The 23,922-nt window shown below is 71.2% G+C and carries 23 protein-coding genes; 11 read left to right on the top strand and 12 right to left on the bottom strand.

The window, feature by feature from the left end; genetic code table 11:
- A partial coding sequence (locus F0L46_RS18475; protein ID WP_276315605.1) for a TCP-1/cpn60 chaperonin family protein occupies nucleotides 1-635 on the top strand: 635 nt, incomplete at its 5' end.
- Nucleotides 636-737: 102 nt separating this feature from the next.
- On the opposite strand, the gene F0L46_RS18470 is transcribed toward F0L46_RS18475, so the two are convergent.
- Together F0L46_RS18470 and F0L46_RS18465 are read right to left on the bottom strand one after the other, a co-directional pair.
- Nucleotides 738-1,856 (bottom strand): D-alanine--D-alanine ligase family protein, encoded by a 1,119-nt coding sequence (locus tag F0L46_RS18470; RefSeq protein WP_149820260.1) that lies wholly within the window; start codon nucleotides 1,854-1,856, stop codon nucleotides 738-740.
- A gap of 42 nt (nucleotides 1,857-1,898) precedes the next feature.
- The gene (locus tag F0L46_RS18465; protein WP_149820258.1) at nucleotides 1,899-2,768 is read right to left on the bottom strand and encodes an AraC family transcriptional regulator; all 870 of its coding nucleotides are present in this window, start codon (nucleotides 2,766-2,768) and stop codon (nucleotides 1,899-1,901) included.
- A 127-nt stretch (nucleotides 2,769-2,895) separates the two neighbouring features.
- On the opposite strand from F0L46_RS18465, the gene F0L46_RS18460 reads away from it, so the two are divergent.
- On the top strand, nucleotides 2,896-3,813 hold the full coding sequence (locus tag F0L46_RS18460; RefSeq protein WP_149820256.1) for a DMT family transporter: 918 nt from the start codon (nucleotides 2,896-2,898) through the stop codon (nucleotides 3,811-3,813).
- 7 nt (nucleotides 3,814-3,820) lie between these two features.
- Here F0L46_RS18460 and F0L46_RS18455 read toward each other — a convergent pair whose 3' ends face one another.
- The gene (locus F0L46_RS18455; RefSeq protein WP_149820254.1) at nucleotides 3,821-4,243 is read right to left on the bottom strand and encodes a hypothetical protein; all 423 of its coding nucleotides are present in this window, start codon (nucleotides 4,241-4,243) and stop codon (nucleotides 3,821-3,823) included.
- Nucleotides 4,244-4,664: 421 nt separating this feature from the next.
- On the opposite strand from F0L46_RS18455, the gene F0L46_RS18450 reads away from it, so the two are divergent.
- Nucleotides 4,665-4,946: a hypothetical protein gene (locus F0L46_RS18450; protein WP_240540055.1), complete on the top strand. Its 282-nt coding sequence runs from the start codon at nucleotides 4,665-4,667 to the stop codon at nucleotides 4,944-4,946.
- A gap of 307 nt (nucleotides 4,947-5,253) precedes the next feature.
- Here F0L46_RS18450 and F0L46_RS18445 read toward each other — a convergent pair whose 3' ends face one another.
- Complete coding sequence (locus F0L46_RS18445; RefSeq protein WP_149820252.1) at nucleotides 5,254-8,934, bottom strand: hydantoinase B/oxoprolinase family protein; 3,681 nt, start codon at nucleotides 8,932-8,934, stop codon at nucleotides 5,254-5,256.
- Nucleotides 8,935-9,145: 211 nt separating this feature from the next.
- Here F0L46_RS18445 and F0L46_RS18440 point away from each other — a divergent pair, with 211 nt between their 5' ends.
- From F0L46_RS18440 to F0L46_RS18425, 4 genes are all read left to right on the top strand, one after another.
- Nucleotides 9,146-10,120, top strand: coding sequence for a TRAP transporter substrate-binding protein (locus F0L46_RS18440; RefSeq protein WP_149820250.1), 975 nt, complete (start codon nucleotides 9,146-9,148; stop codon nucleotides 10,118-10,120).
- 137 nt (nucleotides 10,121-10,257) lie between these two features.
- On the top strand, nucleotides 10,258-10,815 hold the full coding sequence (locus tag F0L46_RS18435) for a TRAP transporter small permease (RefSeq protein ID WP_149820249.1): 558 nt from the start codon (nucleotides 10,258-10,260) through the stop codon (nucleotides 10,813-10,815).
- 3 nt (nucleotides 10,816-10,818) lie between these two features.
- A complete protein-coding gene (locus tag F0L46_RS18430) occupies nucleotides 10,819-12,126 on the top strand; it encodes a TRAP transporter large permease (RefSeq protein ID WP_149820246.1) in 1,308 nt (435 codons plus the stop codon).
- A gap of 74 nt (nucleotides 12,127-12,200) precedes the next feature.
- Nucleotides 12,201-12,725 carry a winged helix DNA-binding protein gene (locus tag F0L46_RS18425; RefSeq protein WP_149820244.1) on the top strand — a complete coding sequence of 175 codons (525 nt, stop codon included), beginning with the start codon at nucleotides 12,201-12,203 and terminating at the stop codon, nucleotides 12,723-12,725.
- On the opposite strand, the gene F0L46_RS18420 is transcribed toward F0L46_RS18425, so the two are convergent.
- Complete coding sequence (locus tag F0L46_RS18420) at nucleotides 12,722-13,399, bottom strand: RluA family pseudouridine synthase (RefSeq protein WP_149820242.1); 678 nt, start codon at nucleotides 13,397-13,399, stop codon at nucleotides 12,722-12,724. The two genes, F0L46_RS18425 and F0L46_RS18420, sit on opposite strands and share 4 nt — an antisense overlap.
- Nucleotides 13,400-13,451: 52 nt before the next feature.
- Between F0L46_RS18420 and ftsY the strand changes: the two genes are divergently transcribed.
- Entirely contained in the window at nucleotides 13,452-14,777 is a 1,326-nt protein-coding gene (gene ftsY, locus F0L46_RS18415) for a signal recognition particle-docking protein FtsY (protein WP_149820240.1), read from the top strand.
- Between the two features lie 248 nt (nucleotides 14,778-15,025).
- Here ftsY and F0L46_RS18410 read toward each other — a convergent pair whose 3' ends face one another.
- Nucleotides 15,026-16,513, bottom strand: a complete 1,488-nt coding sequence (locus F0L46_RS18410; protein WP_149820238.1) for an NADP-dependent isocitrate dehydrogenase — start codon at nucleotides 16,511-16,513, stop codon at nucleotides 15,026-15,028.
- Between the two features lie 261 nt (nucleotides 16,514-16,774).
- Between F0L46_RS18410 and F0L46_RS18405 the strand changes: the two genes are divergently transcribed.
- Nucleotides 16,775-17,335, top strand: coding sequence for a NifU family protein (locus tag F0L46_RS18405; protein ID WP_149820236.1), 561 nt, complete (start codon nucleotides 16,775-16,777; stop codon nucleotides 17,333-17,335).
- Between the two features lie 138 nt (nucleotides 17,336-17,473).
- On the top strand, nucleotides 17,474-18,454 hold the full coding sequence (locus F0L46_RS18400) for an aldo/keto reductase (protein WP_149820234.1): 981 nt from the start codon (nucleotides 17,474-17,476) through the stop codon (nucleotides 18,452-18,454).
- 15 nt (nucleotides 18,455-18,469) lie between these two features.
- On the opposite strand, the gene F0L46_RS18395 is transcribed toward F0L46_RS18400, so the two are convergent.
- Both F0L46_RS18395 and F0L46_RS18390 read right to left on the bottom strand, forming a co-directional pair.
- Nucleotides 18,470-19,294, bottom strand: a complete 825-nt coding sequence (locus tag F0L46_RS18395; protein ID WP_149820232.1) for an alpha/beta fold hydrolase — start codon at nucleotides 19,292-19,294, stop codon at nucleotides 18,470-18,472.
- A gap of 6 nt (nucleotides 19,295-19,300) precedes the next feature.
- The gene (locus F0L46_RS18390) at nucleotides 19,301-19,630 is read right to left on the bottom strand and encodes a GIY-YIG nuclease family protein (RefSeq protein ID WP_149820230.1); all 330 of its coding nucleotides are present in this window, start codon (nucleotides 19,628-19,630) and stop codon (nucleotides 19,301-19,303) included.
- Between the two features lie 145 nt (nucleotides 19,631-19,775).
- Here F0L46_RS18390 and F0L46_RS18385 point away from each other — a divergent pair, with 145 nt between their 5' ends.
- Entirely contained in the window at nucleotides 19,776-20,342 is a 567-nt protein-coding gene (locus F0L46_RS18385) for a DUF2239 family protein (protein WP_149820228.1), read from the top strand.
- 11 nt (nucleotides 20,343-20,353) lie between these two features.
- Here the strand turns inward: F0L46_RS18385 and F0L46_RS18380 are convergent, their stop codons facing one another.
- The 4 genes from F0L46_RS18380 to F0L46_RS18365 all read right to left on the bottom strand — a co-directional run bounded on the left by F0L46_RS18380 (nucleotide 20,354) and on the right by F0L46_RS18365 (nucleotide 23,862).
- Nucleotides 20,354-21,967: an AMP-binding protein gene (locus F0L46_RS18380; protein WP_149820226.1), complete on the bottom strand. Its 1,614-nt coding sequence runs from the start codon at nucleotides 21,965-21,967 to the stop codon at nucleotides 20,354-20,356.
- A gap of 93 nt (nucleotides 21,968-22,060) precedes the next feature.
- A complete protein-coding gene (locus tag F0L46_RS18375; protein WP_149820224.1) occupies nucleotides 22,061-22,540 on the bottom strand; it encodes a GNAT family N-acetyltransferase in 480 nt (159 codons plus the stop codon).
- Nucleotides 22,540-23,223, bottom strand: coding sequence for a tRNA (adenosine(37)-N6)-threonylcarbamoyltransferase complex dimerization subunit type 1 TsaB (gene tsaB, locus F0L46_RS18370; RefSeq protein ID WP_149820222.1), 684 nt, complete (start codon nucleotides 23,221-23,223; stop codon nucleotides 22,540-22,542). The genes F0L46_RS18375 and tsaB overlap by 1 nt, the downstream gene beginning before the upstream one ends.
- Before the next feature lie 30 nt (nucleotides 23,224-23,253).
- Entirely contained in the window at nucleotides 23,254-23,862 is a 609-nt protein-coding gene (locus F0L46_RS18365) for a malonic semialdehyde reductase (protein ID WP_149820220.1), read from the bottom strand.
- Nucleotides 23,863-23,922 lie beyond the last annotated feature (60 nt).

The following is a 23,922-nucleotide window of genomic DNA, read 5'->3' as shown; positions in this document are numbered from 1 at the left end:
CCGACATCGAGGCGCGGGTGTCCCAGATCAAGGCGCAGATCGAGGAGACCACCTCGGACTACGACCGCGAGAAGCTCCAGGAGCGTCTGGCCAAGTTGGCTGGCGGCGTCGCGGTGATCCGCGTCGGCGGCGCGACCGAGATCGAGGTCAAGGAGAAGAAGGACCGCGTGGACGATGCCATGCACGCCACCAAGGCGGCCGTGGAAGAGGGCATCGTTCCCGGCGGCGGCGTGGCGCTCCTGCGCGCCAAGGCTGCGGTCGAGAAGCTCACCTCCGACAACTCGGACGTGAAGGCCGGCATCAAGATCGTGCTGCGCGCCCTTGAGGCCCCGATCCGCCAGATCGCCGAGAACGCCGGCGTCGAGGGCTCGATCGTGGTCGGCCGCATCAACGCCGAGACCTCGGCGACCTTCGGCTTCGACGCCCAGTCGGAGCAGTATGTCGACATGGTCCAGGCCGGCATCATCGACCCCGTGAAGGTCGTGCGCACGGCGCTCCAGGACGCGGCTTCGGTCGCGGGCCTGCTCATCACCACCGAGGCGATGATCGCCGAGGCGCCCAAGAAGGACGCCCCCGCGATGCCGGGCGGCGGCGGCATGGGTGGCATGGGCGGCATGGGCGGCATGGACTTCTAAGGCTCGCTCGCCAGCACCTGAAACTGCGAAGGGCCGCCCCTCGGGGCGGCCCTTCTTGCATCTGCGTCGGCGGGAAGCCGCGGATGGCGCGAGCGCGGGCCCTCAGCCGTTGAAATCCCGCCGCAGGCCGTGGCGCGTCCGGTGGCGCTCGACCGCGAGGTCGACGAGGCGCGTGAGCAGCTCCGGATAGGAGACGCCGGAGGCCTCCATCATCTTCGGATACATGCTGATCGCGGTGAAGCCGGGCAGGGTGTTGATCTCGTTGAAGTAGAACGCGCCGCTCGCCCGGTCGAGGAAGAAGTCGACCCGCGCGAGGCCGCTGCATCCGAGGGCCTCGAAGACCTGCGCCGCGAGCCCCCGGACGCGCTCCATCGCGGCCGGGTCGAGGCGGGCCGGGAGGTCGACGGTGGCGCCGTCGGGGTCGAGATACTTGGCGGCGTAGGAGTAGAACTCGTGGTGCGGGCGCGGGTTGAGCTCGCTTGCGAGGCTCACGAAGGGCGGGTCGCCGTCGAGCACCGCCACCTCGATCTCGCGCGCGTCGATCCCCTGCTCGACGAGCACCTTCACGTCGTATTGGAAGGCATCGTCGAGGGCGGCCCGCAGCGCGCTCCAGTCCTTGACCTTATGGATGCCGACGCTGGAGCCCATGTTACAGGGCTTCACGAAGACCGGCAGGCTCAAGGCCTCGCGGATCTCCGCCAGGAGGGCGTCGGAGCCGCGCTCGAAACTCTTGCGGGTGAAGGCCCGGTAGGGGGCGATCGGGATGCCGGCTTGGCCCGCAAGCCGCTTGGCGACGTCCTTGTCCATGGCAAGCGCGGAGGCGAGGACGCCTGAGCCCACATAGGCGGCCTCGGCGAGGTCGAGGAGGCCCTGGATGGCGCCGTCCTCGTAGAGCGGCCCGTGCATCACCGGGATCACCACGTCGATCTCGACCGTCGCCTGCCCTCCGGCGAGCGGGATCAGCGCGCAGCGCCCTTCGGTCCCGCCTGCGAGGCGCACCTCTGGGGCGTCGGGAGGGATCGGCAGGGCGTCGCCGCCGGCCTCGTCGAGCCGGTGGAGACCATGCAGCTGCCAGCGCCCGGCCTTGTCGATGCTGACGGGGACGATCTCGAACCGCTCCCGGTCGAGATGGCGGATCACGGAGGCGGCGGATTGCAGCGAGACCTCGTGCTCGCCGGATCGACCACCATAGAGAACGGCGACGCGGGTTCTTTGGGGCATAGATCACGCTTATCATCGGCTCGGCCCGCGTCGCACCGGTTTCTATGCGCCCGCAGGGAGCACCTGCCCCTTGAGCGGCAGGAATACCTCCGTGAGCCATTCGGCAGGCGGCACCTCGCGGGGATTGTTGAGATATTCCTCGAAGCTCGGCCGGTCGTCGGGCTCCTCGCCGCTGCGGGGCAGCCATTCGCCGTAGAGCGTGCGGTACACCCGCTCCAGCTCCGCGTAGGGGCCCCGGTGGACGATCGTCGCGACGCGGCCCGGCGGGATGCGGCGCTCCTCCATGCCAGGCCCGAGCGGCCGGCCGGGCTCGATCTCGACGCAAGCCTCGGAGCGCAGGTCCGCCTGGGGCACCGCCGCCGCGTCGTCGTAGTAGATGGCGAACCAGCGGCGCGGGACCTGGAACAGGCCGTTCGCCCCGGCCCAAGCGGTCAGCTCCTCGAAGCGTCCGCCGATGGCCTGGTAATCGCCCCGGTGGGGCAGCGCCGCCACGGCCGCGCCATCGAACGCCTTGATCGTGACCTGGGTCATATCCGTGTCTCCTTCGGTGGGGTGGGCCGTCTCGTGGAGCTGCCGGGCCCGGAAGGCCGCGGGGGGCTGGCGGTGGTCGGCCGCGAAGGCCCGGTTGAACGCCTCGACGGAGCCGTAGCCCGCGCGCCGCGCGATCCCCGCGATGGGCAGGGTCGACTGCGCCAGCTCGTTCGCGGCCCGGTGGAGCCGCAGCCTGCGCACGGTCTCGCCCGTCGTCTCCCCCGTGATCGCCCGGTAGAGGCGGTGGAAATGGTAGGGCGAGAAGCAGGCGATGCCGGCGAGCCGCTCGAGGGTGAGGTCCTCGTCGAGGTGGCGGGCGATATGGGCGGCGACGCGCTGCATGCGCCGTCCATAATCCAGGCGTGTCGCGTCCTTCTTCATCCCGTGCTCCGTCCACGCCCGGGAGACTAGGCCGGGTCCGGTTGATCGCGCTTGCGGGATTTGGGACTCGCGCCCGCGCGCCCGACCTGCGCAGGATCGGCACGGGGGAATCGGCTCGGAGGCCCGGATGCGTTCCCATGTCGACCGGCGGACGCTTCTGTTTGCCCTCATGTGCCTGATCTGGGGCGCGACCTGGGTGGCCGCGAAGGTGGGGCTCGCCTCGGTGCCGCCCGTGCTCTTCTCCGGGACGCGCTTCCTCGCGGCGGGCGGCATCATCCTGCTCTGGTGCCGGATGCGGGGCGAATCCACGGCGGTGGCGCCGGCCCACCGGGGGCGGCTCGCTCTCGCCATGCTGCTGATGGTGGCGCTCACCTATCCCCTCCTGTTCTGGGGCACGATCCACGTCTCGTCGGGCCTTGCCGCCGTGATCGACCTGTCCTTCCTGCCCGTGGCGCTGCTCGGCTTCGCGGTGCTGGCGGGGGAGGAGCGCTTCAGCCGGCGCAAGGGGCTGGCGATCGGGCTCGGGGCACTGGGCCTCGCCGTCCTGTTCGGGCCCAAGGCCTCGACGCCCGGGACCGGGTCGCCGCTTGAGGCCTGGGGCGTGGGGGCGATCATCCTGTCGGCGCTCGTCTATGCGGGCGGATCCGTGATCGCCCGGCCGCTCCTGCGGGTCTATCCGCCCCTCGTCGTCGCGGGGGTGACCCTGTTCTGGGGCGGGGTGGTGACGACCCTCGCGGCGCTCGCCGCGGAGCCCGGCGCGCTCGCGGCCCTGCCGCATCGCTGGCCGGCGATGGCCTGGGGCGCCTGGCTCTTCCTCGTCGCCGGCGGGTCGCTTGCCGCCTACACCATCTATCTCGTCCTGGTGCGCGACTGGGGGCCGTCGCGGGCGGGCGCCTATTGCTACGTCTCGCCGGCCATCGCCGTCGGGCTCGGCGTCGTGCTGCTCGGCGAGCGGATCGCCGTCCACGAGGGGGTCGGCATGGCGACGATGCTGGCCGCGGCCTGGCTCGCGGTCCGTCCCGGGCGCGAGGAGGCGGACGCGTAAGCCTCGGTCACCGGGGGCCGACGAGGCATTGCTGGTCGGGCGCGTCGAGGTTGTCGGAGAGAAGGAGACGGGTGACGAACCCGTCCCCGTCGACCTCAATCACGAGCTCGAAGAGGCCCGTCTCGGCCTCGGCCGTGAAGAACCCCACGTTCCGGGCGCCCATGGACGGAAAGGACGCGGGGCCGAGCCGCAGGATGTCCTGGGTGAGGGCGCGGCAGAGCGCGAGGGTGCGGGCGAGGCGCGGGACCGGGTGGAGGTCGCGCAGCTCCGGGGCGAGAAGCCTGTGGAGACCCTCCGCGTCGCTCTCGTTGAAGATCCGGGTCAGCCCCGCCGTGAGTGAGGGCTGCGCGAAGAAATCGGCGGGCTCGCCACGCGCCGCGGGGGCGAGAAGCAGCGAGATGGCAGCCCAGGCCGCCCGATGCCCCTTCATCGCGCCCCGCTCCGGCGGGTGAAGGGAGGGACGGTGCCGGGCAGGCCCGCGTTCAGGATGTCGGCCACCTCCGGCTCCGCCTTCGGGCGCGGGCCTCCGTCCGGCCGCCGGTTCGAGGCGGGCGTACGCGGGCCGGTGGATCCCGCCGCGAGAGGGGCGGTGACGAGAGGGGGAGGAGCGGAGCGGACGCGCATCGGATCGGCCTCGACGGGCCATCCCGTTAGCACGAGCCCCGCCCGCCGCGCGACCCGTCCGAGCGCCGGGGACGTCCTTTTTGGCGGGATCGGCACTGGAGCCCGCCTGAATGCCGGTCCAGCGAGGCGGTTGGGGCGTAAATGCGTTAGAGACGCAGGCCCCACCCTCAGCCATGACAGGCGAACCCGATGCAAGCCCACCTCCCGTCCCGCCGGGGAACGCGCCCGTGAGCCGCGGCCGCCTTGCCATGCCGTGGTTCGCGGCGCCCGATTACGCCGACACCCGCGCCGCCATGGCCGATCGCGACAAGCTGCCCGCCGATCACGGGACCTGGCTTGCCAGCGCCGGCCAGGTCGAGGGCGAGCTCACCCGGGTGGGGTTCGAGGTGGTGCGGGTCGTGATCGAGCGCGAGACGTTTTTGGCTTGGTGCCGGGAGGCCGGGACGGTGCCAGACGGGCGGGCCCGCAGCCAATTCGCCAACGCGGCCGCGGGGATCGAGGGGCGTTGAGGGGGAGAGGGTGGGCCGCTCGTCCCACCCTCTCCCTCGTCCTGAGGTGCCCTGCGTAGCAGGGCCTCGAAGGGCGCTCCAGGGATCACAGGACGGCTATGATAGGCGTGGTGCGTGCTTCGAGACGCCCACTGCGCGGGCTCATTAGCATGAGGGGAGATCTCTGGATCCGCGTGGTACCCCCTCACCCCCGGCCCCTCTCCCCATGGGAGAGGGGTGCAGCCCGGATTTGATCTGGCGGTGCCTCGAAGGGCGCTTCATGGGGGCAGTCGGATTGGGCCGCCCCCGCCAAGCACCCAATCCCCGGTCAGGCCGTCTCCTCCAGCGCGCGCTCGGCCGCCTTCGCATTGTCCTCGGGCGTGCCGTAGCCGCCGCCGGTCGGCGTGATCACGGTCACGGCCTCGCCGGGATCGAGAACCGTCTGGTCGCAGCCCTTGAGCTCCTCGACCCCCCCGTCGGCCCGGCGCACCAGGGTCTTGCCGAGCTCGCCCGCCTCGCCGCCCGCGGCGCCGAAGGGGCGCACCCGGCGGTGGCTCGCGAGGATCGCGCATTCCATGCGCTCGCGGAAGCGGATGGTGCGGCTCGTGCCGTCGCCCGCGCTCCAGCGCCCCCGCCCGCCCGAGCCCCCACGGATGTGGAAGTCCTCGAGCACCACGGGGAAGCGGGTCTCCAGGATCTCCGGATCGGTCAGGCGCGAGTTCGTCATGTGGACGTGCACGCCCGCCGTGCCGTCGAAGCCGGGACCCGCGGGCGAGCCGGAGCAGATCGTCTCGTAATACTGGTAGGTCTCGTTGCCGAAGGTGAGGTTGTTCATCGTGCCCTGCGACGCCCCCATGGCGCCGAGCGCCCCGAACAGCGTGTTGGTCACGGCCTGGCTCACCTCGACGTTGCCCGCGACCACGGCGGCCGGATAACGCGGCGACAGCATGGAGCCCTCGGGCACCACGATGCGGATGGGCCTGAGGCACCCGGCGTTCATGGGGATCATGTCGTCCACCATGACGCGGAAGACGTAGAGCACCGCGGCGCGGGTCACGGGGGCGGGGGCGTTGAAGTTGTCGGGCCGCTGCCCCGAGGTGCCCGTGAAGTCCACGGTCGCCTCGCGGGCCGCCTTGTCGACGGTGATCTTCACCCGGATGAAGCTGCCCTGGTCGAGCTCGTACTCGAAGGACGAGTCCTTGAGGCGCTCCAGCACCCGGCGCACGCTCTCGGCGGCGTTGTCCTGGACGTGGCCCATATAGGCCTCGACCACGTCGAGCCCGAAATGGGCGATCATCTTTTTGAGCTCCGCGACGCCCTTCTCGTTCGCCGCGATCTGCGCCTTCAGGTCGTTGACGTTCTGGACCACGTTGCGCACGGGGTAGAGCGCGCCCGTGAGCAGCGCGACGAGCTCGCGCTCCCGGAAGCGGCCCTCCTCCACGAGCTTGAAGTTGTCGATATAGACCCCTTCCTCCTCGATATGGGTGGCGAGCGGCGACATCGAGCCCGGCGCCACGCCGCCGACATCCGCGTGGTGGCCGCGCGAGGCCACCCAGAACTGGATGCGCTCGTTGCGCTCGTCGAAGACGGGGGTGCAGACCGTGATGTCGGGCAGGTGGGTGCCGCCGTTATAGGGGGCGTTGAGCGCGAAGACGTCGCCGGGCCGGATCACCGGGTTCATCTGGATCGCGGTCTCGACCGACTTGTCCATGGAGCCCAGATGCACGGGCATGTGCGGCGCGTTGGCGACGAGGTTGCCGGCGGCGTCGAACACCGCGCAGGAGAAGTCGAGCCGCTCCTTGATGTTCACCGAGTACGCCGTGTTCTGGAGCGTCACGCCCATCTGCTCGGCGATCGACATGAACAGGTTGTTGAAGATCTCCAGCATCACCGGGTCGGCGTGCGTGCCCACCGCCGCGCGCCGCGAGGCCGCCGTGACCCGGTCGAGGACGAGGTGGTCCTTGTCGGTGAGCGCGGCGGCCCAGCCGTCCTCCACCACGATGGTCTGGTTCGGCTCCACGATGATGGCAGGCCCCTGGACGCGCGCGCCGACGGGAATGTCGGCCCGGGCATAAGCCTTGGCGTCGTGCCAGCGCCCGCCGGAGAAGAAGCGCACGCTCCGGGTGGCCTTCGCCTCGCCGCCCGTCGCCGTGCCCTTGGGCGTTTCCGTGAAGCGGGCGCCGCCGCCGATGGCCTCGACGGAGACCGCCTCGACCACGAGGTCCTTCGTCTCGTCGATGAAGCCGAAGCGCCGGCGGTGCGCGGCCTGGAAGGCCTCGCGCATGGCGTCCAGGTGGCTGTCGCCCGCGGCGCGCCCGCGCATCTCGTAGGCCGGCACCTCGATGGTGGTGTCCGTGCCCGCGTAGCGGACCTGCGCCCGCACCACGACCTGGATCCCGTCGAGGGCCACGCCCTGACCCGTGAGCTCGTCGATGCAGGCGGTGGCGAGCCGGTCGCCGGCCTCGCGGATCGCGCCGTGCGAGGCCGGCAGCGGCACGTCGATGGCGGCCTGGCGGGTGGCGCGGACATCCGCGAGCCCCATGCCGTAGGCCGAGAGAAGCCCTGAGAAGGGGTGGATCAGCACCGTCTTCATGCCGAGCGCGTCCGCCACCTGGCAGGCATGCTGCCCGCCCGCGCCGCCGAAGCAGTTGAGCGCGTAGCTCGTCACGTCGTAGCCGCGCTGGACGGAGATCTTCTTGATCGCCTCCGCCATGTTGGCGACCGCGATGGTGAGGAAGCCGTCGGCGACCTCCTCCGGCGAGCGCCCGTCGCCGATCTGGTCGGCCATCTCCTGGAACTTCGCCCGCACGGCCTCGGCGTCCAGGCGCTCGCTCTGGTCCGGCCCGAAGATCGCGGGGAAGAAGTCGGGGATGAGCTTGCCCACCATCACGTTGGCGTCGGTGACCGCCAGCGGCCCGCCGCGGCGGTAGCAGGCGGGGCCGGGATTGGCGCCCGCCGAATCCGGACCGACGCGGAAGCGCGCGCCGTCATAGTGCAGGATCGAGCCGCCGCCCGCCGCCACGGTGTGGATGAGCATCATGGGGGCGCGCATCCGGACCCCCGCCACCTCCGTCTCGAAGGCGCGCTCGTACTCGCCGTCGAAGTGCGCCACGTCCGTGGAGGTGCCGCCCATGTCGAAGCCGATCACCCGGTCGAAGCCCGCGGCCCGGCCGGTCTCGGCAAGGCCCACGACGCCGCCCGCGGGACCCGACAGGATCGCGTCCTTGCCCTGGAACAGCTCGGCGGCCGTGAGGCCGCCGGACGACATCATGAACATGAGCCGCGCGCCCGTGCGCTCGATGTCGAGCTCCTCCGACACTTGCGCCACGTAGCGGCGCAGGATCGGCGAGAGATAGGCGTCGACCACCGCCGTGTCGCCGCGCCCTACGAGCTTGATGAGCGGGCTCACCTCGTGGGAGACCGAGACCTGCGGGAAGCCCATGGCGCGGGCGAGCCCCGCGACGGCGCGCTCGTGCTCGGGATAGCGGTAGGCGTGCATGAACACGATCGCCACCGCGCCGTAGCCCTCGGCCCGCGCCGCCTCGAGATCCCGGCGCACGGCCTCGAGATCGGGGGCCTGCTCGACGGTGCCGTCGGCGAGCACGCGCTCGTCGACCTCGACCACCGCCGAATAGAGCTGCTCGGGCTTCACGATCCGCTTGGCGAAGATGTCGGGGCGGGCCTGGTAGCCGATGCGCAAGGCGTCGCGAAAGCCCCGCGTGGTGACGAGCAGCGTGCGCTCGCCTTTTCGCTCCAGGAGCGCGTTGGTGGCGACCGTGGTGCCCATGCGCACGTCGCCCACGAGGCCCGCCGGGATCGGCTCGCCGGATTTCAGGCCCAGATGCTCGCGGATCCCCTGCACGGCGGCGTCGCGATAGGCTTCCGGATTCTCGGACAGCACCTTGCGGGCATGGAGCGCCCCCGCCGGATCGCGCGCGATCACGTCCGTGAACGTGCCGCCGCGGTCGATCCAGAAGTCCCAGGTGCCTGCGGCGGATCCGGTGGTCATGCTGTCCTCCGATGGATGCGGTTCCCCCGCCCGTTCGCACCGGAGGTGGCGGGCGTGTTAGGGGCAGAACACCACGTGTTCGAGAAAACGTCAACGTTTTATCGATGACACGAAGTCGATACGTCGGTATTGACTTGACGTCTTGTTGCCGTCACGATTGGTCCAGGCGCGAGAAGAACAAGGGTCCCGCGCCGCGACATGGGAGTGATCGATGAACATGCTGGCACGCGTGACGGCGGGCTTCGGCCTGGCCGTAGCCCTGACGACGGCTGCGACCGCCCAGACCACCTGGGACATGCCGACCCCGTACCCGGACGGCAATTTCCACACCAAGAACATCCGCGAGTTCGCGGCGGATGTCGAGAAGGCCTCCAGTGGCCAGCTCAAGCTCACGGTCCATTCCGGCGGTTCGCTCATCAAGCACCCCGAGATCAAGCGCTCGCTGCGCACGGGCGTCGCGCCCATCGGCGAGATCCTCATCTCGCTGCACGCCAACGAGAGCCCCGTCTACGGCCTCGATTCCGTGCCGTTCCTGGCCTCCAGCTACGAGGACGCGCGCAAGCTCTACCAGGCCCAGCGCCCCGCCCTCGAGAAGCGCCTCGCCGAGGAGGGGCTGGTGCTCCTCTACTCCGTCGCCTGGCCGCCGCAGGGCATCTTCGCCAAGCGCGAGATCAAGTCGATGGACGACTTCAAGGGCCTGAAGTTCCGCACCTACAACCCCGGCACGGGCCGCATCGCCGCCATCGCAGGCGCCACGCCGGTGCAGGTGGAGGTCGCCGACCTCGCCACCGCCTTCGCCACGGGCCGCGTCGAGGCCACGATCACCTCGCCCTCCACGGGCGTCGACGCCAAGTTCTGGGACTTCCTGAACTATTACCACGACACCCAGGCCTGGCTGCCGCGCAACATGGTGATCGTGAACAAGGCCGCCTACGACGCCCTGCCCGACGCCTCGAAGAAGGCGCTCCAGGGAGCCGCCAAGGCCGCCGAGGACCGCGGCTGGAAGATGTCCCAGGAGGAGACGGCCACCCGCACCCAGCAGCTCAAGGACAACAAGATGAACGTTGTCGTCCCCTCGCCGGAGCTGAAGGCCGGCTTCCAGAAGATCGGCGCGCAGATCGCCGAGGAATGGGAGAAGTCGGCGGGAGCCGACGGCAAGGCGGTTCTCGAGGCCTACCGCAAGTGACCTGACCCTCATCCCTCCCTGGCCTCCAGGGAGGGATTTTTCGATGGGCCGACGTCCGTGGGAACCGCGCAGGCGGACGACGGCGCGCGCCCTCGCGACCCCTCCGGTCCTGCGCCCCAACCTGCGAGTCCGCCCCCATGCGCGCTGTCCTCGACCGCCTCTACGCGGCATCCCTCTGGCTGTCCGCCCTCTGCATCCTCGCCATCGCCGTCCTGGTCGGCCTCCAGGTCGGCGGCCGCATCCTCGATGCGCTGCTCAAGCTCGTCGGCGCCCGGGAGACGGGCTTCGTGATCCTGTCCCTCTCCGAGTTCGCGGGCTACCTGCTCGCGGCCGCGAGCTTCCTGGCGCTGGCCGGCACCCTGAAGGGCGGCGTCCACATCCGGGTCACGATGATCCTCGGCATGCTGCCGGAGAGCGTGCGGCGGATGGTCGAGGTCGCGGGCCTCGCCTTCGCGGTGGTCGTGTCGGCCTACGGCACCTGGTACCTGGGCCGCCTCGCCTATGACAGCTGGCGTTTCAACGAGCTCTCGTCGGGCCTCGTGCCCGTGCCCCTCGTCTACCCGCAGGCCGCCATGGCGCTCGGCGCGGCGCTCCTCGTCGTGGCCTTCCTCGACGAGTGCCTCATCACCCTGCGGCGCGGGCGCCCGAGCTTCCGCGCCACCGAGGACGCCATCACCCTGGGCCAGGAGGGCTGAGCCATGGACATCATCACGCTTTCCGTCCTCCTCATGGTGCTCCTGTTCGCGATCCTCGGCTCGGGCGTCTGGATCGCCATCGGGCTCGGCGCGGTGGGCTTCGTGGCGCTCGCCCTGAAGGTCTCGACGCCCGCGGGCGGAATCCTCGCCACCTCGATCTGGCAGGCCTCCGCCTCGTGGGACCTCACGGCGCTGCCGATGTTCATCCTCATGGGCGACATCCTGTTCCGCACCCGGCTCGCCGAGGACATGTTCGAGGGCCTGGCGCCCTGGCTGCAGAAGCTGCCGGGCCGGCTGCTCCACGTGAACGTGGTGGGGTCCACCATCTTCGCGGCGGTCTCGGGCTCCTCGGCCGCCACCTGCGCCACGATCGGCCGCATCTCGCTCGGCGAGCTCAAGAAACGCGGCTACAACGACGCGCTGTCGCTCGGCACGCTCGCGGGCTCGGGCACGATCGGCCTGATGATCCCGCCCTCGATCATCATGATCGTCTACGCGGCGGCGACCGACCAGTCCGTGGCCCGCCTCTTCATCGCGGGCATCGTTCCGGGGCTGCTGCTCGCGGCCCTGTTCATGGGCTACGTCATGGTCTGGGCGACGCTCAACAAGGACCGCATGCCCCCGCCCGAGCCGCCCCAGACCTTCGCCAACCGGCTCAAGGCGACGCGCCGGCTCATCCCCGTCATGCTGCTCATCGCGGGCGTCATCGGCTCGATCTATGCGGGCTTCGCCTCCGCGACCGAGGCCGCGGCGGTGGGGGTGTTCCTCGCGCTGATCCTCTCCTGGACCACGGGAACGCTCACCTGGGAGAACTTCTCCGGCGCGGTGCTCTCCTCGACCAAGACGAGCTGCATGATCGCGTTCATCCTGGCGGGCGCGGCCTTCCTCACCACGGCCATGGGCTTCACGGGCATCCCCCGGGCGCTCGCCGAGTGGATCTCGGGCTTCAACCTGAGCCAGGGCATGCTGCTCGTCGTGCTCACCATCTTCTTCATCCTGCTCGGCTGCTTCCTCGACGGCATCTCGATGGTGGTGCTCACCACCTCCATCATCATGCCTCTCGTCGAGAAGGCGGGGTTCGACCTGATCTGGTTCGGCATCTACATCGTGCTCGTGGTCGAGATGGCGCAGATCACCCCGCCGGTGGGCTTCAACCTCTACGTCCTCCAGTCGCTCACGGGACGGAACATCTTCCAGCTCGGCCTCTACGCCCTGCCCCTGTTCCTCCTGATGATCCTCGCCGTCGTCCTCATCACCCTCGTGCCGGACCTGGCGCTGTGGCTGCCGCGGACGATGCTGGAGGCCTCGTAGGCGAGGCGGGGTTGCGGTTGCGGGCGCCGGGCTTCAAGGTCTCGCGCGAGGGTGGCAGGGATCCGGGAGACGAGATGAGCGACGAGACGAAGGAAGGCCTTGGACCGATCGTCTCGTCGGGGCATCTCGCCTCCGGGGCGCTGCCCGCCCTGTCGGAGTTCGAGTTCGGGCTGATCCTGGTGAGCCACGCCTTCCATCGCTGGATGGTGCGCTGCATGGCGGCGGCCGGGCTGCCCGACGCGTCCGCCCTCGACGTGCTGGTGCTCCACAACGTGAACCACCGGAGCAAGGCCAAGCGGCTGGCCGACATCTGCCTCGTGCTCAACATCGAGGACACGCATCTCGTGTCCTACTCGCTGAAGAAGCTCGAGGCGGCGGGGCTCGTCGCCTCGGGTCGCGCCGGCAAGGAGAAGACCGTCGAGATCACCCCCGAGGGCCGCGCCATCTGCCTGCGCTACCGGGAGATCCGCGAGACGCTGCTCACTAAGCCGCTGGCCGCCGCGGGGCTCGATCCCGCCCATCTGTCGGACCTCGCCGCCCTCATGCGCACCCTGTCGGGAAGCTACGACCAGGCGGCCCGGGCGGCAGCCTCGCTTTAGGCGCCGCCGCAGGCCGCGACCCGCTCCCCCATATGGGCGGGCAGGGGCGCCTCGACGTGGATGGGCTCCTTCCTCGGATAGAGCGGCAGGGTCAGGGCGCGGGCGTGCAGATGCAGGCCCGGGCCGCCGAAGCGCGGGCCGGAGCCGTAGATCGGATCGCCCACGATGGGAAACCCGCTCGCCTGGCAGTGCACGCGCAGCTGATGCGTGCGGCCCGTCACCGGCTTCAGCTCGAGGAGGCTGAGGCCCGGCGCGCGCCCGACCACCCGGTAGCGGGTGAGCGAGGGCTGGCCCGCGGGATCGACGCGCATCCACCAGCCACGCTCAGGGGAGCGTGGGCTGAGCGCCAGATCGATCTCCCCCGCCTCGTCCGCGGGCCCGCCCTCCACCACCGCCCAATAGACCTTGTCGACCCCGCCGCCCTTGAACAGGTCGCCCAACCGCGTCAGCGCCTTGGGATGGCGCCCGAGCGCGAGGCAGCCCGAGGTCTCCCGGTCGAGGCGGTGCGCCACCTGCGGGCGGCGCGGCAGGCCGAAGCGCAGCGCGTCGAGATGGTCGGTGAGGGTCTCGCCGCCCTTCGGGCCCGGATGGACGGGAAGCCCCGCGGGCTTGTCGATCACGAGCACGAGGGCATCGCGGTAGAGCAGGCGCGCCACTATCTCTTCGTGGGTCATGCCCTTTGGGTTATGTCGGAGCGCACGACGGGGCAACCGGGAACGAGGCACGATGAGCGAGAACGACAAGCAGAAGCCCGGTTTCCTCTCCAGGATCTTCGGCCGCGGCGCCGAGGCGCCCAAGCCGGCCGAGACGCCCAAGCCCGCGGAGGCGCCCAAGCCCGCGGAGACGCCCCGAACCGCCGAGGACACCCCAGGCCCCGGGTCACCCGCGTCGCGCTCGGAGGGCGAGCCCGACTTCGCGGCCGCCGCCGGCGCCATCGCCCCCGTGTCGCCCACGATCACCACCGACTCGCCCGACATCGCGCCCCATCTACCCCCTGAGCTCGCGGGCGCCGATCTCCAGCCCCTCGAGGACGAGGATCGCCCCGACGACGCGCCCGGCCCCGGCACCATCGCCCCCGAGCCCTCGCTCAGCACGGCCGGCCCGCCGGCGGGCGCCACGGCGGAGGAGAAGCGCGGCTGGTGGCGGCGCCTCACGGAGGGCCTGTCGCGCACCTCCTCCTCCATCGGCGACAGCGTCACGGGCCTGTTCTCCAAGCGCAAGCTCGACGCGACCACGCTGGAGGACCTGGAGGACGTGCTGATCCAGGCCGACCTCGGCATCGAGATGGCCAACCGGATCACGTCCGCCGTGGGCAAGGGCCGCTACGACAAGATGGTGGCGCCGGAGGCCGTGAAGGCAATCCTCGCCTCGGAGGTGGAGCGGGTGCTGGAGCCCGTGGCGAAGCCCCTTGTGATCGATCCCTCGCACAAGCCCTTCGTGGTGCTGATGGTCGGCGTCAACGGGGCGGGCAAGACCACCACCATCGGCAAGCTCGCCGCCAAGGCGAAGGCTGCGGGCCTCAAGCCGATGCTCGCGGCGGGCGACACCTTCCGCGCGGCCGCCATCGACCAGCTCAAGGTCTGGGGCGAGCGCACCGGGGTGCCCGTGATCTACGGCGAGCAGGGCGCGGACGCGGCGAGCCTCGCCTTCGACGCCCTGCGCGCCGCGCGGGAGCGGGCCTGCGACGTGCTCTTCGTCGACACGGCGGGGCGGCTCCAGAACAAGGCCGGGCTCATGGCGGAATTGGAGAAGGTGGTGCGCGTCATGCGCAAGGTCGACGAGACCGCGCCCCACGCCACGCTCCTCGTCCTCGACGCCACGGTGGGCCAGAACGCGGTCAACCAGGTGGAGGTGTTCCGGGGCGCGGCGGGCGTCACGGGCCTCGTGATGACGAAGCTCGACGGCACGGCCCGGGGCGGCATCCTCGTGGCGCTCGCCGAGCGCTTCCGCTTGCCGGTGCACTATATCGGCGTGGGCGAGGGCGTGGACGACCTGGAGCCCTTCGCGGCCCGGGACTTCGCCCGGGCGATCGCGGGGCTGGAGGAGGCCTGAGGCCTCGGTCGGCGCGAGGCTGGCATCCGGGATGTCCCCTCTCCCATGGGGAGAGGGGCGGGGGTGAGGGGGTACGACGCTGATCCAGCGGTCTTCCAAGCCCCTCATGCTGAGGCGCGAGCGGAGCGAGCCTCGAAGCACGCACCACTGGTGTGAGCCGGAGGGAGATCCCTGGAACGCCCTTCGAGGCCCGCCTGCGGCGGGCACCTCAGGACGAGGGGGAGGGTGGCCTCTCCCTCCCCAAGACCTCACTCCCCTTGCGCGAGCGAATAGCCGGGCTTGCCGTCGAAGGTGAAGAGGTGCTCGGTCTTCACGAAGTCGACCCCGGCCTGGGCGAGGCGGCCCAGGAGCTCGGCCACCATGGACTTGGTGAGCTGCTTGCCGGGCTTCGCCTCGTAGCGGCAGCGCCAGTGATCGGTGCAGAAGGTCTCCGGCAGGCCCTGCGGCCACACCTTCACGCCCCGGTTGGTGATGAGCTTCAGCGAGAAGGCGCCGTTCTGCGCATCCTGCATGGCGGCGGCGAGGGTGTCGACGTCGCCCCGCCAGTCGACGAACACGTCGACGCCCACCAGGGTCTTCTCGGCGGGGGCCTTGCGCTCGTAAGCAGGCACCGGGATGCCGCCCGCGCCCGCCTCGTAGCGCACGGCCTTGAGGCTTGCGGGCTCCTCGCCGAGCCGGGCGATCACGGCGTCGGCGAAGCCTTCCGTGCCGACGCGCTCCTTCGTGACCGCGGCGTCGGCGATGTCGGCGGTGTGGACGCCGTCCTCGATCGCCTTGAGCCAGGCATTGTGCACCCGCTCGGCCGCGTCCGCCTGGCCCAGGTGCTGGAGCATCTGGACGCCGGCCAGGATCAGCCCCGAGGGGTTGGCGATGCCCTGGCCCGCAATATCAGGGGCCGAGCCGTGGATCGCCTCGAACATGGCGCCGTGCGCCCCGATATTGGCCGAGCCCGCGAGGCCCACCGAGCCTGCGACTTCCGCCGCGATGTCGGAGACGATGTCGCCGTAGAGGTTCGGGGTCACCACCACGTCGAAGCGGTGGGGCTGGTCGGCGAGCCGCGCGGCGCCGATGTCGATGATCATGTGCTCCCGCGTGATCTCGGGGTACTCGGCCCCGATCTCGTCGAAGACCCGATGGAACAGGCCATCGGTGAGCTTCATGATGTTGTCCTTGGTGAGGCACGTCACCTTGCCCCGGCCGCTCGCCCGGGCGTACTCGAAGGCGTAGCGCACGATGCGCTCGGTGCCCGGCCGCGAGATGAGCTTGAGGCACTGATAGACCTCGTCGGTCTGCCGGTGCTCGATGCCGGCATAGAGGTCCTCCTCGTTCTCGCGCACGATCACGAGGTCCATGGCCGGGTGCTTCGTGGCGACGAAGGGCGCGTAGGCCCGGCAGGGCCGGACATTGGCGAAGAGGCCGAGACCCTTGCGGATCGTCACGTTGAGGCTCTTGAAGCCGCCGCCCTGGGGCGTGGTGACGGGGGCCTTGAAGAAGGTCTTGGTCCGCCGCAGCGAGTCCCAGGACTCGGGCGCGATGCCGCTCGACACGCCGCCGAGATAAACCTGCTCGCCGATGGCGATCTCCTCGATGGCAAGCCGCGCGCCGGCGGCGTCGAGCACGCGCAGGGCCGCGTCCATGATCTCCGGGCCGATGCCGTCGCCGCGGGCGATGGTGACAGGGGCGGCGTGGAGCGGAGCGGACTGGCCGAGGAGCTCTTGGGCGACGTGGAGGTTCATGGCGGGTCTCCGTGGATCTGTTGGTGCGCTTATGACCGGCTCTGGGCATCGGCTCAATGGCTGAATGCTGCTGGCGACCATTGAGAAAACCGATGCTCTCTCCCGCGCCGCGAGTTCCTACGGGTCTTGGCAGGCGCGGCTCGGGCCGCCACATCAGGGAGACGGTTTCCCTTCGCCGCGTTCCGCCCTACACAGGTGGGGCGCGGTCTCGCGCTCCCGCTCCGGCCGGCCTTGAACCGGCGTGGACGAAAGGCTGATCCCATGTTCATCCAGACCGAAGCCACCCCCAATCCCGCCACCTTGAAGTTCCTGCCCGGCAAGGTCGTGATGCCGATGGGCACGTTCGACGCCCGCGACGCGGCCTCCTCCGAGCGCTCGCCTCTCGCCCAGCGCCTGTTCGAGGTGCCCGGCGTGGCCGGCGTGTTCTTCGGCTACGACTTCGTCACGGTGACGAAGGGCGAGGGCGAGTGGCAGCACCTCAAGCCCGCGATCCTCGGCGCCATCATGGAGCACTTCATGTCGGGCCGCCCGATCATGGACGAGGCGGCGCCGGAGCCCGTCGAGGGCGAGGGGGAGTTCTACGAGGCGGAGGACGAGCCTACGGTCGCGACGATCAAGGAGCTCCTCGACAGCCGCATCCGCCCGGCGGTGGCGGGCGACGGGGGCGACATCACCTTCCGCGGCTATCGCGACGGGGTGGTCTACCTGGCCATGAAGGGCGCGTGCTCCGGCTGCCCGTCCTCCACCGCAACGTTGAAGCACGGTATCCAGAACCTCCTGCGCCACTTCCTCCCCGACGTGCAGGAAGTCCGCGCCATCTGAGCCCACTGCGGCCCCGTCCCGGCGGAGGCCGGGCGTCCCGCCGTCGCACCCACCGACGTTCGATCGCGGGCCGGCCCGCCGCCCGGCCCGTCGTCCCGCCGGCCGTGACCGCGGCCCCGGGCCAAACCGGAGAGCAGCATGCAACAGCGCACCCTCGGATCGCTCGACGTCTCTGCCCTCGGGCTCGGCTGCATGGGCATGTCGGAGTTCTACGGCCCCGGCGACGAAGCCGAGTCGATCGCGACCATTCAGCGGGCCCTGGATCTCGGCGTCGCCTTCCTCGACACGGCCGACATGTATGGGGTCGGGCGCAACGAGGAGCTGGTCGGGCGGGCCATCCGCGGCCGGCGCCACGAGGTGATCCTCGCCACGAAGTTCGGCAACGTGCGCGGGCCGGGGGGCGAGCGTCTGGGGATCTCGGGCAAGCCCGATTACGTCCGGCAGGCCTGCGAGGCGAGCCTGCGCCGGCTGGGCGTCGAGGTGATCGACCTCTACTACCAGCATCGCGTCGATCCGCAGACGCCGATCGAGGAGACCGTCGGCGCGATGGCGGAGCTCGTGCGGCAGGGCAAGGTGCGGCATCTGGGCCTCTCGGAGGCCGGGCCGGAGACGATCCGGCGGGCGCATGCCGTGCATCCCATCACGGCCCTGCAGACGGAGTACTCCCTCTGGAGCCGCGACCCGGAGGGCGGGATCCTCGACACGGTGCGCGCGCTCGGCATCGGCTTCGTGCCCTATTCGCCGCTGGGCCGCGGCTTCCTCACGGGCCAGATCAAGTCGATCGAGGATCTCGCGCCGGACGATTTCCGCCGGAACGGGCCCCGCTTCCAGGGCGAGAACTTCCAGAAGAACCTCGATCTCGTGCAGGTGGTCGAGACCATGGCCCGGGAGAAGGGCTGCACGCCGGCCCAGCTCGCCCTCGCCTGGGTGCTGGCGCAGGGACCGGACATCGTCCCGATCCCCGGCACGAAGCGGCGCAGCTACCTCGAGGAGAACCTGGGCGCGCTCGGGGTGAGCCTCACGGCCGACGACATGGCCCGCATCGACCGGGCCCTGCCCCCCGGCGCCGCGGCAGGAACGCGCTATGCCGAGGCCCAGATGGGGCTGCTCGGCCGCTGAGCGCCGGCCCGCCGGTCAGCCCATCGCCTCCAGGATGGCGGCGCAGAACGCCTCCGGTGCCTCCTCCGGCCATAGGTGGCCGGCGCCGGGGATCTCGCGGTGGGCCCCCGCCGGCCAGCAGCGCGCGAGAGCCCTCGCCGGCAACCCGGCGCACGGCCGCGATATCCCGCCCCATAGCACGTGGACCGGCATGGAGAGCCGGGACAGGGCCTCGCGGCTCGCCGGAGGCGGCTCCTCCTGGGCAAGGAGGAGCGGCAGGGTGTGGGCGTTGTCGAGGTAGACGGACCGGCGCTCCGGCCCGAGCGCGTCGAAATAGCCCGCTCCCCCCGAGCCGTCGATCAGGGCACGCATGGCCTGCACGGGATCGCCGCCCCGGACGGCCTCCACGATCGGCCCGAACATCGCCTGCGAGTCCCGGGCGACCGGGAGCCCCTCGGCCTCGTCGAGGGCGAGGGTACGGACGCCCGGCTCGAACAGGACGAGGCGGGCGAACTGGTCCGGGCGGCGGCCCGCGGCATGGAGCGCGACATGGCCGGCATAGGACCAGGCGACCACGGTGACCGGCGCCACCCCGAGGGCGTCGACGAGCGCGTTGAGGTCGGCCGCGTGCGTCCCGACCCCGTAGGCCGGCCCGTCGCCCCGCCATCCTTGGGTGCCATGATAGCGCTGCGTCGGGGCGAGGCACCGGACGTGGGCGCTCAACTGGCTTGCGTGCGGCCCCCAGACCCGCAGGTCCGTGCCGGCGCCGTGCAGGAGCAGGACGGGCGCGCCCGTCCCGACATCCGCGAGCGGAACGGACTCGTCGCCGATCGCGACCCGATGTGCGTGCAAAGAGTGCATGACGGGTCAGACCAGCGCGGCGCCGAGATCGTCCCGCCAGCCCGCGAGACGCTCCTTGAGCAGCGCCTGGCGCAGGTAGGGCTGGGTCTCGTCGTCGAGGCGTTCCAGCACCTCGAAGGTGAACGCGCCGTCGCCCTCGTTCCAGGCGGCCTGGAGGCCCGGGTTCGGGTAGGTGCCGAGCCGCAGCGCGAACCAGAGACCGTTTCGGTGGGTGTCGACATGCTGGCTGCGGCCGACCCAGACCTGCCCCGTGGGCGAGCGGACGGCGAAGATGCCCGCCGCCGTCTTGCGCTCCTTGTAGGCCGCGATGGCGGCCTTCCTGTCGATCCCTGCCATGGCTCGTCTCCCGATCCGGCCGAACCCCGGCCGGCCGCGCCCGATGGGACGGGTCTCTAGACCGGCGGTCGCCTTCGTGTCAATTATACCCGGGTAATAAAAGCGCGCCCGCCGCGTCGGCCGGCCTCCGTGGCCCGAGGATCCCATGGCTCACCCCTCCACCCACACCGCCTTCCAGGGTTTCGCCCTGCTGGCCCGCGGCACTCTCGGCGACGTGGCGCTTGCGGCGAAGCGCGCCGCGGAGGCCGACGCGGAGGGATCCATCCTGATCTTCGAGGACGCGACGGGGCGGCAGATCGACCTCGACCTCCGGGGCAGCGAGGCCGAGGTGAGGGCGCGCCACACGCCCGCGGCCGACCCGCCGGAGGCCGCCGTCGAGGCGCGCGGCCGGGGGCGTCCCCGGCTCGGCGTCACGGCGCGGGAGGTTACGCTGCTGCCCCGGCATTGGGACTGGCTCGCGTCGCGCCCTGGCGGCGCATCCGTGACGTTGCGCCGTCTCGTGGACGAGGCGAGGCGCCGGGACGGGGAGGGCGGCCGCTCCGGCCGCGACGCCGCCTACGGCTTCATGGCGGCGATCGCCGGCAACCTGCCGGGTTTCGAGGAGGCGAGCCGTGCCCTCTTCGCGGGCGACCGTGACCGCTTCGAGGCCCGGACCGCCGGCTGGCCGGAGGACGTCAGGGCCCACGCGACCCGCCTCGCGTTCGGCGGGTAGCCGTCCGCGCCTCACTCGCCTCCGCGCAGCAGGCGGCGGATCACCTTGCCGGTGGTGGTGAGGGGGAGGGTCGGGCGGAAGGTGATCTCGCGGGGATACTCGTGGGCCGAGAGGCGGCTTCTCACGAAGGCCTGGATCTCTGCGGCGAGCGCGTCGGAGGCGGAGACGCCCTCTTTCAGCACCACGAAGGCCTTCACGATCTCCGTGCGCACGGGATCGGGCTTGCCCACCACGGCGGCAAGCGCCACGGCCGGATGGCGGATGAGGCAGTCCTCGATCTCGGCGGGGCCGATGCGGTAGCCCGCCGAGGTGATGATGTCGTCGTCGCGCCCCACGAAGCGCACATAGCCCTCCGCGTCGAAGGCGCCTTGGTCGCCCGTGGTCATCCAGTCGCCGACATACTTCGCGCGGGTGGCGCCGGGCTTGTTCCAGTATTCCAGGAACATCACGGGATCGGGCGCGCGCACGGCGATCTGGCCGAGCTCCTCGGGCTCGCACAGCGATCCGTCCTCCCGGATCACGCCGACCGCGTGCCCCGGCACGGGCCGGCCGATGAAGCCCGCCTTCGCGACGCCGATGGCGGCGCAGGAGGAGAGGACGAGGTTGCACTCCGTCTGGCCGTAGAACTCGTTGATCGTGAGGCCCAGGGCCTCGCGCCCCCAGGCGAAGGTCTCGGCGCCGAGCGCCTCGCCGCCTGAGCCGACCGTGCGCAGGCCGAGATCGAACCGGCCCGAAGGGTTCGCCACCGTGCGCAGCATGCGCAAAGCGGTCGGCGGGATGAACACGTTGCGGATGGCGTGGTCGGCGATGAGGCGGAAGGCCTCCTCGGGGTCGAACTTCTCGAACTTGCGCGCCACCACGGGCACGCCGAAATGCAGCCCCGGCAGGAGCACGTTGAGGAGCCCGCCGGCCCAGGCCCAGTCGGCGGGGGTCCACAGCCGGTCGCCCGCCTGCGGCAGGAACTCGTGGTGCATCTGCACCCCCGGCAGGTGCCCCAGCAGCACCCGGTGGGCATGCAGCGCGCCCTTCGGGTGCCCCGTGGTGCCCGAGGTGTAGATCATCATGGCCGGGTCGTCGGCCGCGGTGTCGACGGCGGTGAAGTCGGGCGAGGCCGCCTCCATCGCTCCCATCATCCCCTCGGCGGAGCCGTCCGGCCCGTCGGTGGAGAGGATCACGAGGTCGCCGAGGCCCGCGCGGATCTCCGCGATGCGGGCGAGGCCCGCCGCGTTGGTGATGAGGGCGCGGGCGCCCGAGTCCCGCAGGCGGTACTCGATGGCGTCGACCCCGAACAGGGCCGCGAGCGGCAGCGCCACCGCGCCGAGCTTGTAGACCGCCCCGTGGGCGATCGGCACCGAGGCCCCTTGCGGCAGCAGCACCGCCACCCGGTCGCCCCGGACGATCCCGCGGGTGCGGAGGGCATTGGCGAGCCGGTTCGAGGCCTCCCGCAGCACCCCGTGGGTCAGAATCGACACCTCGCCGCCGGCCCCCGCCTCGATGATCGCGGCCCGTCCCGGATCGGCGAGAGCCCAGCGGTCGCACACGTCGACGCCGATATTGTAGCGCTCCGGGATCCGCCACCGGAAGGCGGCGGCAAGGCGGTCGTAGTCGCGGATATCGGGGAGCATGGGCCTGACCGGCGGGTTCGGGAGGCTCTTGGTATCAAACCGGGGCGGGGTGTGGAATGGGGCTAAGAAGCCGCCGCGGAAGCGGCTCCACCCCTACAGCTCGACGCTCATCGTCAGCGCCGTCGCCCGGCTGCCGTCGGGCTTGGCGTAGTAGCCCGCGCGGCGGCCCGTCTCGATGAACCCGAGACGCCGGTAGAGGGCGAGGGCGGGCTGGTTGTCCTCGTCGACCTCGAGATGGACGCGGCGCACGCCGCGGGCGTTGAGCGCGTCGAGGTGCCGGCGCAGGAGGGGCGCGGCGCATCGGCGTCCGCGCAGGCTCGGGTCGAGGGCCACCGTGAGGATCTCCGCCTCGTCGAGGACGCGGCGGGAGAGCACGAATCCGCCGGGATTGTCGCCCCGCCCAGGGAACAGTCCGTCGGCCAGCACGGCGCGCTCGGCGAGAAGGCGCTCGAAGTCGATGGCGCTCCAGGGGCGCGCGAAGGCGCCCGCATGAATCGCGGCAAGGCGCTCGGCATGGCGGACCTCGACGGGGCCGATCTGCGGCGGGGGTTTCTGGAGCCAGCCCGACAGCATCAGCGGCGCGCCACCCGCGCATGCGCCTGGGGCTTGGCGTCGGGCCCCTTGAGGTAGAGGGGCTTCGGGAGCGCGTGGGCAGGATCCGCGATGGCCCCGAGCCGCGCGATCCAGGCCACGTGCGGTGTCACCTCGGCGAGGCTGAGATCGACGCTCACCCCCGCCTCGATCGCCTCCGCCGCGATCACGGCGGCGCCCGATCCCGTGATGACCACGGGTCCGGAGCCGAGGAAGCGCACGGCATCGCGCAGCGAGAGGTGGGAGGCCGCGACCACCGTGCGCCCGCCCGGCGCCACCGCCTGGAGATAGACGCCGCCGTGGCGCGCGTCGATGGCGGCCGCCGCAATCCGCCGCTCGCCCGTGGCGACGAGAGGCGCGAGCAGGCCCGACAGGGTCGACACGCCCACCACGGGCGCGCCTGCCGCGAGCCCGATGGCGCGCGCGGCGGCGATCCCCACCCGCAGGCCCGTATAGCTGCCGGGGCCGATCGTCACCGCGACCCGGTCGATGCCCGAGAACCGGCCGTCGATCCGCGAGATCACGCGCTCGATCAGGGGCAGGAGCTCCTCGGCGTGCCCGCGCTCCAGGGTGAGGCTCTCCTCCGCGAGCACCTGGCCGGCGCCCGCGTCGAGCACCCCGGCCGCGCAGGCGTTGAGCGCCGTATCGATGGCAAGTACACGCACGCTCCACCCCTACCCCGTCCCGCGGCCGGCTCACGCGATCGAGCAGAAATCCTCGAAAGCGAAGCGCGGCGAGCGCGGATGCAACCGGCTCCTGTCACCATAGCCGAGATTGATGAGGAAATTCGCACGGATTTTGCCGTCCGGAAAGAACGCCGCTTCGACGCCCGCCTTGTCGAAGCCCGACATCGGCCCGCAATCGAGCCCCAGCGCCCGCGCGGCGACGATGAGATAGGCGCCCTGGAGGGAGGAGTTGCGAAACCCCGTCTCCTCGATCACGGCGGGCTTGCCGGCAAACCAGCCCCGGGCGCCAGGGTCGTGGGGATAGAGGAAGGCGAGCCGTTCGTAGAACTCCGTGTCGTAGCCCACGATCGCGGTGACCGGCGCCTTCATGGTCTTGTCGGCATTGCCCTCGCTCAGATGCGGTCGCAGGCGCTCCTTGGCCTCGGGGCTCTTCACGAACGCGATGCGGGCGGGGGAGGCGTTGGCGCTGGTCGGGCCCATCTTCATGAGGTCGGCGAGGGCGCGCAGCGTGGCGTCCGCCACGGGCCGGGTCGTGAAATGGCTGAAGGTGCGCGCCTCGCGAAAGATGCGGTCGAGGGCGGCGTCCGGCAGGGCGGCGGGGGCTGGCGTGTCGAGCATGGGGCACGGATCCCGTGATGCGTTTCTGTCGGGGATCTATGGCCCGCCCGCGCCCGGTCC

The sequence above is a fragment of the Salinarimonas soli genome (assembly GCF_008386575.1).
Classification (GTDB): domain Bacteria; phylum Pseudomonadota; class Alphaproteobacteria; order Rhizobiales; family Beijerinckiaceae; genus Salinarimonas_A; species Salinarimonas_A soli.
The sequence above is the reverse complement of the archived record's forward strand: the minus strand, read 5'-3'. Positions and strand labels throughout refer to the sequence as shown.

Coding starts and splice junctions, on each gene's coding strand:
- F0L46_RS18385 (WP_149820228.1), top strand. CDS start 19,776: ATGGCTCACCCCTCCACCCACACCGCCTTCCAGGGTTTCGCCCTGCTG.
- F0L46_RS18470 (WP_149820260.1), bottom strand. CDS start 1,856: ATGCCCCAAAGAACCCGCGTCGCCGTTCTCTATGGTGGTCGATCCGGC.
- F0L46_RS18425 (WP_149820244.1), top strand. CDS start 12,201: ATGAGCGACGAGACGAAGGAAGGCCTTGGACCGATCGTCTCGTCGGGG.
- F0L46_RS18380 (WP_149820226.1), bottom strand. CDS start 21,967: ATGCTCCCCGATATCCGCGACTACGACCGCCTTGCCGCCGCCTTCCGG.
- ftsY (WP_149820240.1), top strand. CDS start 13,452: ATGAGCGAGAACGACAAGCAGAAGCCCGGTTTCCTCTCCAGGATCTTC.
- F0L46_RS18445 (WP_149820252.1), bottom strand. CDS start 8,934: ATGACCACCGGATCCGCCGCAGGCACCTGGGACTTCTGGATCGACCGC.
- F0L46_RS18420 (WP_149820242.1), bottom strand. CDS start 13,399: ATGACCCACGAAGAGATAGTGGCGCGCCTGCTCTACCGCGATGCCCTC.
- F0L46_RS18435 (WP_149820249.1), top strand. CDS start 10,258: ATGCGCGCTGTCCTCGACCGCCTCTACGCGGCATCCCTCTGGCTGTCC.
- F0L46_RS18460 (WP_149820256.1), top strand. CDS start 2,896: ATGCGTTCCCATGTCGACCGGCGGACGCTTCTGTTTGCCCTCATGTGC.
- F0L46_RS18405 (WP_149820236.1), top strand. CDS start 16,775: ATGTTCATCCAGACCGAAGCCACCCCCAATCCCGCCACCTTGAAGTTC.
- F0L46_RS18375 (WP_149820224.1), bottom strand. CDS start 22,540: ATGCTGTCGGGCTGGCTCCAGAAACCCCCGCCGCAGATCGGCCCCGTC.
- F0L46_RS18400 (WP_149820234.1), top strand. CDS start 17,474: ATGCAACAGCGCACCCTCGGATCGCTCGACGTCTCTGCCCTCGGGCTC.
- F0L46_RS18395 (WP_149820232.1), bottom strand. CDS start 19,294: ATGCACTCTTTGCACGCACATCGGGTCGCGATCGGCGACGAGTCCGTT.
- F0L46_RS18430 (WP_149820246.1), top strand. CDS start 10,819: ATGGACATCATCACGCTTTCCGTCCTCCTCATGGTGCTCCTGTTCGCG.
- F0L46_RS18455 (WP_149820254.1), bottom strand. CDS start 4,243: ATGAAGGGGCATCGGGCGGCCTGGGCTGCCATCTCGCTGCTTCTCGCC.
- F0L46_RS18410 (WP_149820238.1), bottom strand. CDS start 16,513: ATGAACCTCCACGTCGCCCAAGAGCTCCTCGGCCAGTCCGCTCCGCTC.
- F0L46_RS18365 (WP_149820220.1), bottom strand. CDS start 23,862: ATGCTCGACACGCCAGCCCCCGCCGCCCTGCCGGACGCCGCCCTCGAC.
- F0L46_RS18390 (WP_149820230.1), bottom strand. CDS start 19,630: ATGGCAGGGATCGACAGGAAGGCCGCCATCGCGGCCTACAAGGAGCGC.
- F0L46_RS18440 (WP_149820250.1), top strand. CDS start 9,146: ATGAACATGCTGGCACGCGTGACGGCGGGCTTCGGCCTGGCCGTAGCC.
- F0L46_RS18465 (WP_149820258.1), bottom strand. CDS start 2,768: ATGAAGAAGGACGCGACACGCCTGGATTATGGACGGCGCATGCAGCGC.